This is a genomic window from Bacteroides muris (ex Afrizal et al. 2022), from assembly GCF_004793475.1.
GTDB lineage: Bacteria > Bacteroidota > Bacteroidia > Bacteroidales > Bacteroidaceae > Bacteroides > Bacteroides muris.
Genome location: NZ_SRYZ01000004.1, coordinates 155613 through 171688 on the forward strand (window position 1 = coordinate 155613; position 16076 = coordinate 171688).

Here is a 16076-nt window from a genome sequence, read left to right on the forward strand (position 1 = left end):
TTCCCTTAAGTTTATTGTTATTTTTTCAATTCATATCAATGTCTGTTTCCACTATGTTGTCCCATCCCGAAATGTCGGGGCTCATGCCTCCACCTCCCGAAGGAATCTTCAACCCGTCTATCACGATATGGATGTGGGTGGGGTCGGCGGCTTCGTGCAGCTGCCCGGTAACATCGTGGTGGAAGTATTTTTGATTGGAGGTATAGATGGTCAGCATGTGCTTCCCTTCTTGTCCGTGGGGGCAGTGGCCGAAGGTGGCAAAGCGCGCCAAGAGCATCTTCTCATCAGTATGCCGTTGCATTTCGAGGGGCATAACTACCGGTTCTCCGGTCGGCTGTCCGTTTGCCGGGCTCCATCCCTCGGACATGCCGCTCAGTGCGGCGCTGAAGTCAATCAGGTCGCTCAGGTTCTCCACGTTCCGCACCTCTACCGTATATTCCACAGTAGCCGCTTCGGGGGTCAGGATAAGCGATTGTCCGGACACGTTTTCCTGCACTTGCAGGTAGCTGCACTTGCCGCCCCATACGCTGGCAGGCACGCCCCGCACGGGTTGATTTTCGGCTCCTTCGGGCAGGGGAGGCGTGCTGAGGTCTCCGCGTCCCATGGGGGCGAGAAGCGGCTGCGGCACGGTGGCAAGCAGATAGTCGTCGAAAGTGTTTCCGCGTTCGGTCACGGATTCCATCTCCCCGTTGTGGAAGAGTATCTTGTATTCGCCGCTCTCGATGCTGATTTTGCCGCCTTCGCGCGAGGTGAACTCGCGGCGCTGGTAGTGGCTTCCGTCCATGCGGAACAGCTGTACTACCATGGTGCGGGGTTGTGCGTCGGGAGCGTTGCTCCAGTCGAACTTGATTTCGAGTTCGGTATGGTGCTCGTTGCGATAGCAAAGGTCTTTGTGGTCGCACGACTGAGTGAGAAACGCCAATGTTGCGAGCATTGCCCACAAGTATCTTACAGAACGCATCATTGTTCACCTCCTTTCCGTTGGTAACGTCCGCCTATGAACCAGATTAGTGAAACTTCGGCCTTGGTGGGTCCGAACCATTTCCGTCGGTGGGTCGATTCCCAGAAGTAACATCCGTCTTCCGGATGGTATTTCTTGTAGTCTCCTTCCAGATACCCTATTCCCAGTGTGAAGTCGATGTTGAAGTGTCTTCCTGCCGGCAGCGAATATCCGTAGGAGAGCCCGGCAGCCCAGCTCCAGCGGTCGCCCAGGTATCCGCGTCCGCCCCACTCGATATCGTAGGTCAGTATCTGCCCGTACACGCCTATGTGGTGGCCGCACATCAGTGAACGGCTCTCGCGTCGGGGCGAGAACCAACGCCGCAGTTCCACATCGCCGCCATATGTCCGCCAAAAGCGGTGGCGCGCGTCGTTGCTCCACCAGGCATACATCCAGTTGGCGCTTGCCGACCACTTGGAAGTGATGGGTATCTCTATTCCTATATTAGGTATAGCCATAGCGTCATACAGCATATTTGTTTTCAATAGCATGACAAACTTCCGGTCTTTCTCTATTTTTATTTTTGCCGGGGGGACGACGGATTCGGTGAAGACGGTGTCGGCTATGGGCACAGGTAACGTGGTTGCCGAATCCTTGCCGGTATCGGCGAATCTTTCTTCTGTTTCCCATTCGCACATAATCCGGAACCGGGCGTTGCGCAGGGTGGGGAAGAAGTTTTTCGACATGTATTCCCACGCACGTCCTCCTTGCAGCATGCAAAGCTGTTTTTTTCTTCCGTCCACAATTTTCTTGTCTTTGAAAACCCAGATAGGAGTATTGGCGATAATCCTCATGGCTTCGTCACGCCACGGCTGGTCGGTACCGGCAATCATCTCACTCAGCAATTCCCAATCTACGTCCGAAGGGGCGGTTTTTACATTGAGGTCTTTCAGGGATGTGTGGTTGACGATGTATGCCTGCATGTTGCGGGCACGTTTTTCCGACAGCTTGCGGTTCATGGGGGTATATCCTTCCGGCGAGGCACTCCCTTTTATGGTTATGGACTTGAGGACTGAAGATGAGTGGAGTGCTGTGCTGTCCAGTAATGTAATCAGACGTTCCAAGTGCATTTGATTGTCACTGAAAGCAGAGTCTACCTGCGAATATCCCTGCCGGAACTTGATATTTGCATATAATGTGTCCCGGTGTATACTCGTGTCCTGCGCAGACAAACAGGTACTGATACAGAAAAATAGTATTAAATGAGATACAACAATGACCCGTTTCATAGAATATAAAGACTCTTTCTATTGTTTAGTATGGAGTGATTCTTTATAATTTTTTGCAAAAATATATAAAGGTATTTGATGCGCAATAGAATTATTGTTTTTTAACGTGGTATGAGCTAAAGTTTTCCACATCAGCATAATACTGATGGAAAATGGTGCTTCACTATTTGTGGATTTTTACCTGTAGACAGATATTATAAACCGGAAGATTATGGGGTAAATCAAGATCCTGTCATTCTGCATTGAATTTGTATAATAGAAGAGCAGGTAATATAGAGCGTGGGCGATGTGTTACTTAAGATACAGTGTCATTTTACTTAACAGTAAAATGACACTGTAAATGTCTGATAAAGGTGTTTATTGTTTGAAGAACAATTAGATTATCAGCGTGCAGGCTTTTTAGAATTTGTATCCATATCCCAACATGATTGCCACATTGTCATCTTTGGCAAACATAAACCTGGCTTCTGCATTCAGATAACTGCGTTCGGAGATGGGTAATGTGATGCCTCCTCCCAAGTTGAAAGCGAATTTAGTAGAATTGCTCCGGTCCATTTCCATTTCCTTCCCGTCTATTTCAATACTCTTTTTGCCATAAAAGTTGTTCTGCATACCGATACCTGCAAGAGGATAGACCGAAAATCCTTGGCCGTCTTCTTTGAAGTTGAAGACATAATGGAAATTCACGCTTACATCCAGTCCGGTAACTTTGTCTTTAGGAAAGTAGAACGTCACATCCGGAGCAATCCGAAGATTATTCGCTATTGCATAGCGTCCTTGTACTCCCAGACCAAACCTTTCGTAGTTGGTTTGATAACCGACATTGCCCATCAAAGAGCTTTCACCTTTCACTGTCTGGGCCTTCATACCCATTGATGCCAATGCAATCATGGCCAGTAAAAATAATTTTTTCATAATTAAGGCATTTAGTTAATAAAATGTTTCTTTTAAAGAGAACAGTTCTCTTTTTATGTAAACAACAAATGCTGCCTGCATTTGTTTGCTGTATATTATTACATATATGAAAAATGTCGATATGAAGTATGATTTCTTTTTCATTTTTTTATAAAGCAAGAAAATGATGTTAATTTCATGTTTATGTCTCGAACTATTTTTTTGAATGCTGTGTTTCTTCAGTACATAACGAAGGATAAAATCGGTTACATCCAACTGATTTAAGAATAGTTGCTTAATAAATATAAGATGTTAAGTTTGTTTGTTATTAAAATCGATAGTCATGAAAAGTCTAAGTTTTGATTTGCGCGTCAGATTAATAATCAGTTCTGTTATTGGAGCAATAGCATGTTTGTTTTCAAGTAACTGCAGACAGGTAAAATGATAGCAATATGAAGGACTGAAGGTTTTTTCTTTCTATTTGAAGTCAAGGAATGATATATCTATTCATATTTACATGTAAATCTCAAAATTGAATGTGTAACTTAAAAAAATCAGCCTATGTATTTTCTGTGGTACATTATTATTGGAATTGTTGCCGGATTCATTGCCGGTAAACTAATGCGAGGCGGTGGTTTCGGTCTCCTTGTCAATCTGTTAGTGGGCGTCGTTGGTGGCGTTTTAGGCGGGTGGGTGTTCGGTTTGCTGGGAATAGCAACGACGGGCCTGCTGGGTAGCTTGATAACTTCAACTGTAGGAGCTGTTGTATTGCTGTGGATTGTTTCGTTGTTTAATAACAGAAAAAGAATTGAAATTTAATTGTTTTAACCATTTAAAACCAACTTAATTATGGAAAATAGAAATTCTAGTTTATGGATCGGCCTGGGAGTAGGTTCGGTCATCGGTGCTCTTGCTTATCGTTTCTCACGCACTTCGAAAGCCAAGAAGTTGAAGGAAAAAGTATGTGACGCCTTTCATAAGATAACCGGTCAGGCAGAGGACATGCTGGATGAAGCCGGGGAAAAAGTGGCGGATACCGGAAAAGCCGTAGTGGACAAGGTGGCTGACAAAGCTTCCGAATTTGCCGGGAAAGCGGATGAATTTAAAGGCAAAGTGCATACAATGGCTTCCGAGGTAAAGAAATGAACCTGAACAAGTAACTTGTAGACTACTCATACGCTTATGAAATGGGAAGAAAGTCTGAAATATCAGTTGTACGCTGACGGTAGGAAGAGAAGTTATGAAAAACTGTATCGGATATCCCGGTTAGCATACCTCAAAGGATGTAGCGAGGAAAAAAAGAAAGCCCTCGAAGCATATCGGCTATGTTGCAGCAGGCTGTTTGGCAACAGATGCATGCCGTCTATCGGAAGCAGTCTGAAGCGGAAGAAGCTATGTGATGCGGATTGTCCTTACATAAGGAAGTATGAGTTTGAGTTGTACAAGCTCGGCGGGTGTGCGGAAAGCACACCCGAATGAACCTAAATTTTAACTCCAAATTGAAAAGATTATGTTTTATCATGTAAAAGATTTGCAGTTCAATGCCCGGGTATCAAGACCCGATCCACGTTTTGCACGTGTAATGCTCGAGGCATTCGGTGGAGCGAACGGAGAATTGAAATCTGCTTTGCAGTATTTCGTGCAGGCTTTCAGTTGCCATAATCCATTTCCGGATAAGTATGACATGCTGATGGATATCGCTACTGAAGAATTCGGCCATCTGGAAATTGTGGGAGCCACTATCCAGATGCTTCTGGGAAAGGTAAACGGAGAAATGAAGGATGCTCTTGAAGATACGCCGCTTCATACAATGATGAGTGGTAAATCAGCCAAAGAAGAGTTAATTCATCAAGCATTCACCAACCCGCAGTTCCTGGTAGGTGCTCCCGGCAGTCCGGCTTTGACAGATAGTAACGGAAACCCCTGGTGTGCTACCTACGTATCTGCTACAGCCGAACTTACAGTGGATTTGCGTTCCAATATGGCAGGAGAGGCTCGTGCTAAGATAGGTTACGAAAACCTTCTTCAGCTGACAGACGATCCTTTGGTAAAGGAAACGCTCGGATTCCTTATGGCCCGTGAGGTGACGCACTACCAGCAGTTTGAGGCGGCTTTGGCAACAATCCAGCCCAATTTCCCACCGGGAGTATTTCAAACCTCCCCCAGATATAGCAACCTGTATTTCGATTTGTCGAAAGGAGAAGACGCCCGCGGACCTTGGAATGAGGGCGAGAGTACGCAACTGAAAGAGCAGTGGCAATATATAGAAAAGCCGCTTGAAGAAGTGAGGAGTACCAACGGATTGCTGGACAGAAAACCGGAAGGCACGGACCGTTCGGAAAAGAATATTGCCAAGAAAGAAGCACATTTGTCTAAAGAGCGTAGTGGGCAGGTTCTGTCGGCTACTCCGGAGGAGAAGGCATCTTGGTGCAAATATCAGTGAATTGAAAGAAACATCGGTTTATAACCGCTGTGATTATTAACCATAAACCATTTAATTATGAACAAGAAAAATGAAAAGAAACAGGAAGAGGTAAAGAACACGAAGAAGAGTGTTCAGGCCAAAGAGTGTAAGTCTTCAACTTCATGCAAAAAGGCAGAGAAGAAGTAAGAGTTTGAAACCTTAAAGTTTGTACAGACTGTCCGGGAACTACATTCCCGGACAGTCTTAAAATAATTAAATTTTGATGAGTATGAAAAAGTTATTGTTTGCAATTTTGGTATTGACACTGGTAGTGTCTTTCACGTCTTGTCGTGACAAGAAAGAGCAGAAAAAAGTGGAATATCAAGTAGAAAAAGTTAAAAGTGATGTCAATAATGCAGCTGACAAGGTGTCTGATAAAGTTCAGGATGGCGCCGATGCTGTAAAGGACGCTTGGAAAGATACGAAGAAAGATGTCAGACAAGGTGCTGAAAAGGCCAAGAAGGAGATAAAGGAAGGATATAATGACGTGAAAAAGGAAGTTGAGAAGAAGCTTGACTGATTCTTTGGAATGTATTGTTATGTCGGTAGTAATTTTTTGTATATAAGTATATTATGGTTGGATTTGTAATATGGATTGTAGGATTGGTACTGACTATCAGAGCAGCTCTCGAAATATGGCGTATTCATGCGCCGGCAGAAAGAAAGCTGATAGCCATTGTCCTGGTGCTTCTCACCAGTTGGGTGGGACTGCTGTTCTATTACTTTTACGGCAAACCCCGTATGCCACAGTGGCTGGGCGTTGGCTTCGAAAGGTATTGATGGCTGTATAGCCGTTTATGTTGACTGGAATATCCCAAAACAAAAATGCGTTGGTTGGCAGTAGTGGCCGATTCGTTTTTGTTTTGGGATATTTGTATGGGAGAATGGGCGTTAAGGTGTGCCCTTACCAGTATTTCCCGATTCTTTCGTAACCGAAGACCCGGCTGCGTTCATCCTTGATGCCTTGCAGCTGATTGCAGATTATTTGTGCTCCGATCATGCTGAAAGTGATTCCGTTTCCACCATATCCCAGGTCGAAGAACAGTCGCTCTTTGCCGGGCCAGTTGCCGATGAAAGGCAATCCGTCTTTGGTAGTGCTGAATGTGCCGCACCATGCCATTTCCGTTTTGAAAGGTATGTCAGGTAACAGTTTTCCGAATTTCTTCTCCAGGATACGGGTTTTCTTTCTGAGTAGCGAATCACGGCGCTGCGGAGCACTGAACTTTTCATCTTCGCCACCTATGATAATCCGGTTTCCGTCGGTGGTGCGGATATATAGATACGGGTCGGCCGTTTCCCAAATCAGGCAATGTGTCGGCCATAGGTGTTCCGGAGCTACCGGATGTGATATGAGTGCATAGGTAGAAGTCAGTTCCATGATTTCCTGCGGAAGAAATTGCCCGGCTTCAAATCCGGCGGCTACGATTATATATCCGCATCTGATTTTATGTCCTTTGTCTGTTGTCATGATGCAGCCGTCAGGCGTTTCCTTGTATTCCTTGATATCGGTATGGGTGAAGACATTCAGTCCGTTTTCCTTCATATTGTGAGCCAGCAGTCCGGTTGCGGCTCTGTAGGCATCCATCTGTGCGGAAGATTCGTTTACAAGGGCATTGCCGGATACTTCCACGTGATATTGTTCTCTGACCTCTTTTTGCTTGAGTAGAGTGACCGGTAATTTATGCTTTTCCCGTATCTCATATTCTTGTTTCAGTAGCTTGTTGTCTGCCGGGCTACTGGCGTAAAAAAGGCTGGGAAGTTGCTCATAGCCGGCATTGACACCCGTTTCTTCCAATACTTTTTTAATATCAGTGATGGATTGCAGGCATGCCCGGTAAGCTGTTACAGCATTTTTTTCGCCAATCATTGCTGCCATCCGGCAAAGTGGAACGTCTATTTCATATTGTAGCAAAGCGGTACTGGCTGCGGAGCTTCCGGTTGCGATGCTGCGCTTGTCAATCACGCAGCATTCTATTCCGGCACGACACAATTCGTGTGCCATCAAGGCTCCTGTTATGCCGGAACCTATGACGGCCACATCTGTTGAAAAATCCTCCTCCAAAGGGTGGAAATAGTCTAATAAGGAATTTCTGATAATCCAATAGGGTAATCCTGAGTGTAAGTCCATAATGTAATCTGTTTTATTAATTTCCCCCTCACTTTCTTTCTATCGCTAAAAGCGGAAAGAAAATGAGGGGGATTAAGAAAAGTCATTTATCTCGTTCGGAATCGGGCATCCGTTTGCAAAAGGAGGTTATTTGCCTTCTTCGATGGTACAGATGCTGACGCGGTTCCAGTCCGGTTCGGAGAACATGTCGCCGATTCCCTGGCCTTCGGAGGCAATGCGGGTGTCATCGATCTTGTATTTTCTTACAAGTATGTTCTTCACGGCTTCGGCACGTGCTTTCGCCAGTTTCTCGTTGAAGGCAAGGTTGCCTTCGGGAGAAGCATACCCTTTGATGATGACTTTGGCTTCAGGATGTTTCTTCATGTAAGTGGCCACGCGCTCTACGTTAGGCAGCTGAGAGGCGTCGACTGCCGACTTCCCTTGTCTGAAGGTAACGATGGATTCCGGAATGCGGTTGTTCTTCACCACGGTTTCCACGTTGGCGGCTTGGCTTCTGCAGTCGGCCAGCTCTTTTTGCAGGTTGCTTGCTTGCTGCATGGCATTGTCCAGCTGCATGTCCTTGTCATTCAATTGTGACCGCAGGCCGTTGACTGCATCATTCAGTTCGGCTACTTCCATGGCGTCATAGGGGCGTGCATTGGTAAAATGGTGTCTGCCGTTGCTGCTCATGAAGTGGTAGGTCAGTCCGGCGGTCAGTTCGAAGCTGGCGTTGTTGGCGTTGAAACGGCTTTTGGCTCTGCTGAAGTCTCCCTGCATGTCATATACGATGGCCGGTTTGATGCCCAGTGTCCATGCTTTCTCTTCACCCAGATTGAAGTTCAGGTTCAGGCCGAGGCGTGTGGACCAGGAGTTCGTATCACCAGGGCCATTCTGGTAGTAATGCAGCCAGCCGATGCCCGACACTGTTTCGATTTCGAAGACGCGTGGTTCTCCGGTGTATCCTCCAAACAGATTCATCAGATTGACTTTTCCGAGCAAGCTTACTTCGGAGGCGTCGAAAGCGGTTTTGCTGGCCGAGGTGTTTACATATCCCATGCCTTGAATGCCTAGGCCGAAGATGGGAGTAAGTTGTTTGCCTATCCCGAATCCGAAGGCCGGTCGGGCATTTTTAAAGAAAGCGCTGTGGGTAAGAGGTGTTACGGCACCGGTTTTCAGTTCAATAGACCAGTTATCGCCAGGGCGTGTGCCTTCAAGGGCTGTACGGTCATTTTGCGCGTGCATGGCAAGGGTTCCCATGCTGAGTGCTAAAACAAAGATAGATTTTTTCATAATTAAAAATAAATTAATGGTAATACAATAAAATATATGTCACACGCGGTATATTGTCATTTGTGTAGTTGTGATTGTACACAAAGTGATAAATAACTTTGTTGCTCGATGTCATCTAAAAAAACAGTTCGTCAAAAAAGATAGTTCGAGCGACTGAAATGAATTTAACATCTATTTAATGATTTGAATGGTTCCCAAGAACTGCATTGAAGTTTGAAAACACTTCATGTATATAAACGATAAGTATCGGCTGCTTGTTTAGAAACTGTTTTGATTTTACTCGATAAATTTGTTTGGATTCTTCTCCTTCTGGAAGGAGGAGTCCCCGTAGGGGGAGGTGGTAGGTCAAACAACAAATACCTATGAATCATAAAACAACAAGGATTTCTTCAAAACAATTTCTTAATTTTTGCTTGAAAAGTTTTTCTATTCCGCTTTTTTTGATTTTCTTTTCGGTCTGTTATAATGAATTGCACATAAATCGACGATGAAGAAAGATTGGAAACTGCTATTGATGTACGCATTCATAGGTATTGTGGCGGCAGGGGTCGCCGGTTGTTTTCTGTACAAACACCGGCTGAAGTTTTGGCAGATGCAGGCGCGTAGTGTTTTTCCCGTGGCTTTGCAAGAGGGGTTGCAGAAGTGGAAGGAGATTGATGTGCATCGCAGTATGTCGGGGAATGTGCGGTTGCCGGATGATTCCGTTGGCATGGAGAAGAAACCGATAAAAGTGTCGTTAGAAAGCGAATACGGCAAAAGAGACTATTGGATTCCGTATGAGAAATACTCTCGGAATATAGAACAGGCTTTTGAATTAAGAGGAATATGCTCTTATCTTCTGCATGTATCTCCTCCGAATGCCGATTCGTTGAATATGTTTTGGAAGAATCGGTTGGCTGCAATGGGATTTTCCGGAACAACGGTCGTACGCATTTCCGTGTCAGACTGGCAGGAACGCGAGTCTTATACTTATTCTGCCGATTCTTCTTATCTGTCCAAATCGGATAGTCTGTCCGTTTATTATATAGGATGCAGATGTGAGGTTGGGGTGACCGGATACCTTTATCATCCTTGGTGGACGGTTCTTTCCTGGAAGGAGATGGCTTTGATGGTTGCCTTGATTGTTTCTTGTATTCTCTTGTTCTTTATGCGGGGGTATGTGTATAGGGTTTATTATCGTCTTTTTGTTAAGGAAAAGCACATCGTGATAGAAAAGGAAGTTCCTGTGGTTGTTGGTCGCGAGAGCCGTCCACATACTTATCGGTTGGAAGAAGGTGTGTACTTTGATGCCGATTCCCGGTTGTTGAAGAAGGGAGATGATGTCGTAAAGTTGGCGCCATTGCTTGCCCGATTGCTGCAAGGTTTCCTGGATGCGGAAAATTATACGTTGTCTAATGATGAAATTCTGCATTTATTGTGGCCGGATGGTAGTGGTACTCAGGATAAATTGTATCAGAATATAAAAAGATTGCGTAATTATTTGTCAAAGATTTCCATTTGTACGGTTGAAGGTGAAAAGTTCGTCTATCACTTAAAAATCCATCGTTCCATCAAGGAATATCCTGCCTGAATGGTGTTCTGACAAAATCTGACAAAATCTGACATTTTCAACTTTTTGTTTGATTGTCAGTTTTTGTCAGGTTGAAAATTTGGATGGAGTTTTTCTTTTCCATTAACTTTGCTCTATCATTCAATCAATAAACATGGAAAAAATGAAAAAGAAAATTCTATTTACAGTTTTGTTTTCGGCGGCTGTAGTCGCTTCCTTTCAATTAGGTGCTGAACATGAAAAGTTGGACAGTCTGATGCTTGAGAATATAGAGGCTTTGGCATCGGGTGAAGAAGCGGAACTTATAAATTGTATTGGAAGTGGTTCTGTGGATTGTCCCATAGATCATGTGAAAGTCTATTTAGTTCAATATCGTTGACTATGCGACATCCTTTCCACATCCGGGTGCAGGGAAGACAGAGCGGTGGTGCTCGATTTGCATGGCAAGGCATCCGATGAGATGCTTTCTGTGGAAAATATTCGAAGGATGAGCCGCTTATAGAATATCAGATACAATGAATAAAAGAAAATATAAAAAGGGATGAAGAGGAGCGGACGGCTAACGTTTTGTTGGCCCATTGCGTACCGCCCGTTCCGTAACCCACCCTGGAAAGGAGGTTTCGGCAAAGATAACGATTTAAATTGAACAAGCAACATGTTTGCTTTTCCGTTGAAAGGATAGATACGGAAACAGATAAGAATTACAATACTTAAAACTAAAAAGTAAGAATTATGAAAAAAATAATGAGAGTAGCTTTTGTTGCTGCATTTGCTGCGATTGCAGGATATGGTATTTATACGAATCAGAAAGTTGATACAATGTCGGATTTGATGCTGGCTAATGTGGAAGCGTTGGCGAGTGGTGAGAGTTCAGGTGGTTCATGTGAAGAAGTATGCTACCCCTGCACAAATTGGCAATGTACAAGAATCCTTGGAGGAGTAACGTCTGTTTGTACTCAATATAGAAAAAATAAATAATAAGATAGATAGAAGAATAAGTATTGGCAATTTATTTGCCAATACTTGTTTTTAAAAATGTAAAAATATGAAGGATAGAATTTTATTGTTATTATTGGGAACTAGCATATTATTTTCTTGTTCACAAAAAGAAAGATACTTGGATGCTCAATCTTTTAATTTTAATGATTTTGAGGCTGAAATAGAGTTGAAAGGTAAAACATTAGAATTTGATGATTTGATTATGAATCCAATCGGATTGCAGGTTTATGATTCAATTCTGATAACATTGGAATATGGAGGCGAAAGTTTATGTAATATATATAATCTGAATACAAAAAAGAAAATTGGTGGGCGTTTGACGAAAGGGCAAGGACCGAATGAAATGCTGATGCCTTCATTTATAGATAATGATGGGGAAAGTATACAGATAATTGATATGGCGACTTCTACAATTTATAATTATGACCTGATTGATTTTATAGAAAATGCAAATTCTCAACCGATATCTAAAATAAAGTTGGCAGAAAGCATAAATTCGGGGGCACAGATTCTTGGTGATAAATTTATAGGATATCCTTATTTTAAGGAGCGTCAATTGTATGTTTTTGATAAGGAAGGGAAGAAGATTGGTGAAATGGTAGATTTCCCGCGTTCAACTATAGATTATTCTGATATGGAAAGGACAGATGCGTATTATATGGGATTTGCTACTAATGGGTCAGACAGGGTAGCCATCTGCTATTATATGACAGATTTGATTGAAATATATGATTCTGTCGGGGTTTTAAAGAATAGTATGCATGGACCTGAACATTTTTTCTCTTATTTCAAGGAGGAACATGATGCAGATGGGGTAACGTCTTATCCGGTAAAAGGTAAAAATAGAGATTCTTATTTTGCACCGAGAAGTGCCGGAAGCCAGTTGTTTGTACTGTATAATGGAAGATATGTGGACGAAAAGGGGCATGATTCGTGTTGTAAAAAGTTGTTTTCGTTCTCATGGGATGGGAATCCGAAAAATGTGTATATTCTTGACGATGCAATATTTACATTTTGTGTAGATAAGAAAAAGCATAAAATCTATGGTGTCGGTAATTCTCCGGACAATCATATTGTGGAGTATTCATATTGAAAAGATTAGGCTGAATTTGGAATTTATACCTGATTTGTTGACATGAATTTTAGATGTTTAGTATGTATGTTTCTTCCTCTTTTTCTGTTTTCTTGTGGAAATAAAAAAGAGAATATAAAAGAATTATTGCAAGTATGGAGCCAAAAAGAAATTAAGTTTCCTGATGAATTGATATTTAGTGTAAAAGGTAAAGATACTGTAGATTTTTCAATATCGGGGAAATATAAAATTCTTACTTACGTTGATTCTATAGGTTGTATAAGTTGTAAATTGCAATTGGGTAAATGGAAAATATGGATGGAGGAAGTGGATGGTGAAAGTATGGGTTCTGTGAAATTTTTATTTTTCTTCTCTCCTGAAAAGAGAAAAAAGTTTTTGGAGACATTGAGATTTGAGAATTTCTTTCATCCTGTTTGCATTGATGATAAAAACAGGTTGAATCAATTGAACCATTTCCCTTCAGATATGACTTTCCAAACTTTTCTATTAGATGAAAATAATAAAGTTCTTGCTATCGGCAATCCCATCCATAATCCCCAAGTGAAGGAACTCTATCTAAATATTATCCAAGGTAAACAAATGGAACAAGAAGATAAAAGCATGCATATAATTACCAAAGTGAGTATAGACCGTAGTTCTGTTTCGATGGGGAGCTTCGACTGGCAGGAGGAGCAAAAGTCAGCTTTCACCTTGAAGAATACGGGCGACAAGCCTTTGGTTATACAGGACGTCACCACCTCTTGCGGTTGCACCACCGTGGCTTATTCCAAAGAGCCTTTGCAGCCGGGCGGTGCAACCACCCTGGAGGTGGTTTATAAGGCCGAACGCCCCGAACACTTCGACAAGACAATCACCTTGTACTGCAATACGGACAATTCTCCGTTGACATTGAAGATTAGCGGGGATGCGAAATGATATGAAAAGAAAGATAACGATTTAAATTGAACAAGCAACATGTTTGCTTTTCCGTTGAAAGGATAGATACGGAAACAGATAAGAATTACAATACTTAAAACTAAAAAGTAAGAATTATGAAAAAAATAATGAGAGTAGCTTTTGTTGCTGCATTTGCTGCGATTGCAGGATATGGTATTTATACGAATCAGAAAGTTGATACAATGTCGGATTTGATGCTGGCTAATGTGGAAGCGTTGGCGAGTGGTGAGGGTGGATCTTCGGATTGTGATACTTATTGTACGCCTGATGATCGATGTACTTGTATTATTAGGTATGCAGGAGAAGTACAAGGAATAACTTGTGATAATTCTCGTGGAAAATAAGAGTTGAAGGTGAAGAGGCATGAATTTATTATTTGAATGTATTTATGCCTCTTTTCCATTATGAAAAGATATAATGTTATGAAAAAATTTTTTTTATGCCTTTTGTCTTTAGGATTATTACTAATGTCTTGTAAGCAAAATGAAAAAATATATTCAGATGCTACCCTTGTTGACTATGATGATTTTAAAGAAATAATAGAGTTAAAAGCGGAAACGATTGCCGGATTTGATAGTTTGTTTTTAGCACCTACGCATTTGTGTGCTTATGATAGCATGTTGATTACGATAAATAAGAGGAGTGATAAAAGAATACTTGTATTCAATGTGAATACAGAAAAGAAAGTAGCAGAACATATATCAGTTGGGCAAGGGCCGGGAGAAATGTTGCTTCCTCGTATTGTGGGCAATGATGATTCTAAAATCTTGATATCTGATTTGATAAAATCTACAGTTTTAGAATATAGTATGGAAGATTTTTTCAAATCAGGTGAACTTCAGTATACGAAATTTATTTCATTACAAAAACCGATTTCCGGTGAGGTAAGGTTATTAAAGGATAGGCTTATAGGCGATGTCTCTCGGAATACATCATTTCTATTTTATGAGTTTAATAGCGAAGGAGAGGTAGTAGATTCAATAGGACGTTATCCAGAGGCAAATTGGGAAATAACAGATGTGGAAAAAAAGAATGTGTATTCTTTTTCATTTACGACAAATCAACAGGATCGGATTGCTGTTTGTTATAATTGGACTGACCTGATTGATATTTATGACAGAGAGGGAAATTTGCTCAATAGAATTCATGGGCCTCGATATTTTGCATCTCATTTTGAAGAGTTCAATGATGGAAAAGTGAATTCCAGTTCACGGGTAAAAGGTGAAACAAGAGATGCTTATTTTTCTCCAGTCCATGTAGGAGATGAATTCTGGGTATTATTTAGTGGAAAATCAGAGGATGAAGACGGGTATAATATTTTGGCAGAACAAATATTTGTTTTTGGCTGGGATGGAACTCCACGGAAAATATTTAAATTAGACAAGGGAGTACTTGCTTTTACTGTAAATGAGAAAATGAGGAAAATATATGGTATCAGTAATTCTCCAGATTATCATATTCTTACATTTTCATATTGATATATTGATGTATGATGAGATTTCTTTTTATCCTATTTGTGCCTTTCATGTTATTATCGAGTTGTAGTAATTTAGAGAAGAAAAGACAAGTCGTTTCTGCTATAGAACAATGGATTGGTAAGGAACTATTGTATCCGAATTCAACTATATTTACTATACAAGGTGTTGATACATTAGATAATGCATTTTTGGAAGAATATTCTTATACAATAGTTAGTTATGTTGATTCTATTGGGTGTACAAGTTGTAAATTGCAACTTAACAGATGGAATATCTTTATGCAAGAAGTAGATTCTATCTCAAAAAAGAAAGTTAATTTGAATTTTATCTTTCATCCTAAGAATGTGCAAGAAATAATTAATATATTGAAAGTTAATGCCTTTAAACATCCTGTATGGATTGATATAAATGATTCATTTAATAAATTGAATCACTACTGTCCCATTAAAATCTGAAAAAGTTCTTTGAAATTATTGAAATATAGTTAGTTACATGGATTTTTCGAGCGAACGGACTTGAAATTTTATCTTTGCGGTAGTTTTACTATGACCGCATATGTTTCAAGACAAGTTTGTATTTGCTCAGTTAGTCGCATTCCTCGATAGAAGTAAATTTAACCGTATTGTTGCAAAATATAATGGAGACCGTTACGTCAAACACTTGACTTGTTGGAATCAGTTCCTTGCAATGATGTTCGGACAACTCTCCAACCGAGAAAGCCTGCGCGATTTGATTGTTGCGCTCGAAGCTCATCACTCCAAATGTTACCACTTGGGTATGGGCAAGAATGTATCGAAATCATCGCTTGCACGAGCAAATCAGGATAGAGACTACCGCATATTTGAGGAATATGCTTTCTATCTTGTAAGCGAGGTGCGAAAGAAATGTAGCATTGACATCTTCAAACTTGATGGCAATGTATACGCTTTCGATTCAACCACGATAGACTTGTGTTTGGAAGTTTTCTGGTGGGCGAAGTTCAGAAAGAAGAAAGGTGGTATCAAGGTACATACATTGTATGATGTAGAAACACAGAT

General features: G+C 41.6%; 20 protein-coding genes. 15 read left to right on the forward strand and 5 right to left on the reverse strand.

Annotated elements, in window-relative coordinates; genetic code table 11:
* Positions 1-25: 25 nt before the first annotated feature.
* From E5355_RS03555 to E5355_RS03565, 3 genes are all read right to left on the reverse strand, one after another.
* Positions 26-964 (reverse strand): DUF5119 domain-containing protein, encoded by a 939-nt coding sequence (locus E5355_RS03555; RefSeq protein WP_246866881.1) that lies wholly within the window; start codon positions 962-964, stop codon positions 26-28.
* Positions 961-2070, reverse strand: a complete 1110-nt coding sequence (locus E5355_RS03560) for a DUF3575 domain-containing protein (RefSeq protein ID WP_246866882.1) — start codon at positions 2068-2070, stop codon at positions 961-963. The genes E5355_RS03555 and E5355_RS03560 overlap by 4 nt, the downstream gene beginning before the upstream one ends.
* Before the next feature lie 558 nt (positions 2071-2628).
* A complete protein-coding gene (locus E5355_RS03565; protein WP_136009206.1) occupies positions 2629-3144 on the reverse strand; it encodes an outer membrane protein in 516 nt (171 codons plus the stop codon).
* A 540-nt stretch (positions 3145-3684) separates the two neighbouring features.
* On the opposite strand from E5355_RS03565, the gene E5355_RS03570 reads away from it, so the two are divergent.
* From E5355_RS03570 to E5355_RS03595, 6 genes are all read left to right on the forward strand, one after another.
* Positions 3685-3942 (forward strand): GlsB/YeaQ/YmgE family stress response membrane protein, encoded by a 258-nt coding sequence (locus E5355_RS03570; protein WP_136009207.1) that lies wholly within the window; start codon positions 3685-3687, stop codon positions 3940-3942.
* A gap of 30 nt (positions 3943-3972) precedes the next feature.
* A complete protein-coding gene (locus E5355_RS03575) occupies positions 3973-4269 on the forward strand; it encodes a YtxH domain-containing protein (RefSeq protein WP_016272315.1) in 297 nt (98 codons plus the stop codon).
* Positions 4270-4305: 36 nt separating this feature from the next.
* Complete coding sequence (locus E5355_RS03580; protein WP_035457538.1) at positions 4306-4602, forward strand: hypothetical protein; 297 nt, start codon at positions 4306-4308, stop codon at positions 4600-4602.
* Positions 4603-4633: 31 nt separating this feature from the next.
* Entirely contained in the window at positions 4634-5566 is a 933-nt protein-coding gene (locus E5355_RS03585) for a manganese catalase family protein (RefSeq protein WP_136009208.1), read from the forward strand.
* 250 nt (positions 5567-5816) lie between these two features.
* A complete protein-coding gene (locus tag E5355_RS03590) occupies positions 5817-6107 on the forward strand; it encodes a hypothetical protein (protein ID WP_016272318.1) in 291 nt (96 codons plus the stop codon).
* 53 nt (positions 6108-6160) lie between these two features.
* On the forward strand, positions 6161-6367 hold the full coding sequence (locus tag E5355_RS03595) for a hypothetical protein (protein WP_016272319.1): 207 nt from the start codon (positions 6161-6163) through the stop codon (positions 6365-6367).
* Positions 6368-6491: 124 nt separating this feature from the next.
* Here E5355_RS03595 and E5355_RS03600 read toward each other — a convergent pair whose 3' ends face one another.
* Both E5355_RS03600 and E5355_RS03605 read right to left on the reverse strand, forming a co-directional pair.
* Positions 6492-7715: an NAD(P)/FAD-dependent oxidoreductase gene (locus E5355_RS03600; RefSeq protein ID WP_136009209.1), complete on the reverse strand. Its 1224-nt coding sequence runs from the start codon at positions 7713-7715 to the stop codon at positions 6492-6494.
* Positions 7716-7841: 126 nt separating this feature from the next.
* Positions 7842-8984, reverse strand: coding sequence for an OmpA family protein (locus tag E5355_RS03605; protein ID WP_016272321.1), 1143 nt, complete (start codon positions 8982-8984; stop codon positions 7842-7844).
* 487 nt (positions 8985-9471) lie between these two features.
* On the opposite strand from E5355_RS03605, the gene E5355_RS03610 reads away from it, so the two are divergent.
* From E5355_RS03610 to E5355_RS03650, 9 genes are all read left to right on the forward strand, one after another.
* Positions 9472-10554 carry a winged helix-turn-helix domain-containing protein gene (locus tag E5355_RS03610; protein WP_016272322.1) on the forward strand — a complete coding sequence of 361 codons (1083 nt, stop codon included), beginning with the start codon at positions 9472-9474 and terminating at the stop codon, positions 10552-10554.
* Positions 10555-10696: 142 nt separating this feature from the next.
* On the forward strand, positions 10697-10912 hold the full coding sequence (locus E5355_RS03615; protein ID WP_016272323.1) for an NVEALA domain-containing protein: 216 nt from the start codon (positions 10697-10699) through the stop codon (positions 10910-10912).
* Between the two features lie 353 nt (positions 10913-11265).
* Positions 11266-11511: an NVEALA domain-containing protein gene (locus E5355_RS03620; protein WP_136009211.1), complete on the forward strand. Its 246-nt coding sequence runs from the start codon at positions 11266-11268 to the stop codon at positions 11509-11511.
* Positions 11512-11578: 67 nt separating this feature from the next.
* Complete coding sequence (locus E5355_RS03625) at positions 11579-12625, forward strand: BF3164 family lipoprotein (protein ID WP_136009212.1); 1047 nt, start codon at positions 11579-11581, stop codon at positions 12623-12625.
* 42 nt (positions 12626-12667) lie between these two features.
* Entirely contained in the window at positions 12668-13540 is an 873-nt protein-coding gene (locus E5355_RS03630) for a DUF1573 domain-containing protein (protein WP_136009213.1), read from the forward strand.
* Between the two features lie 116 nt (positions 13541-13656).
* Entirely contained in the window at positions 13657-13905 is a 249-nt protein-coding gene (locus E5355_RS03635) for an NVEALA domain-containing protein (protein ID WP_035457540.1), read from the forward strand.
* A 78-nt stretch (positions 13906-13983) separates the two neighbouring features.
* Positions 13984-15039: a BF3164 family lipoprotein gene (locus tag E5355_RS03640; protein ID WP_016272325.1), complete on the forward strand. Its 1056-nt coding sequence runs from the start codon at positions 13984-13986 to the stop codon at positions 15037-15039.
* Between the two features lie 11 nt (positions 15040-15050).
* On the forward strand, positions 15051-15494 hold the full coding sequence (locus E5355_RS03645) for a hypothetical protein (RefSeq protein ID WP_246866883.1): 444 nt from the start codon (positions 15051-15053) through the stop codon (positions 15492-15494).
* Positions 15495-15594: 100 nt separating this feature from the next.
* Positions 15595-16076, forward strand: a 482-nt coding sequence (locus tag E5355_RS03650; RefSeq protein WP_136009214.1) for a DUF4372 domain-containing protein, incomplete at its 3' end; no start/stop codon positions are given.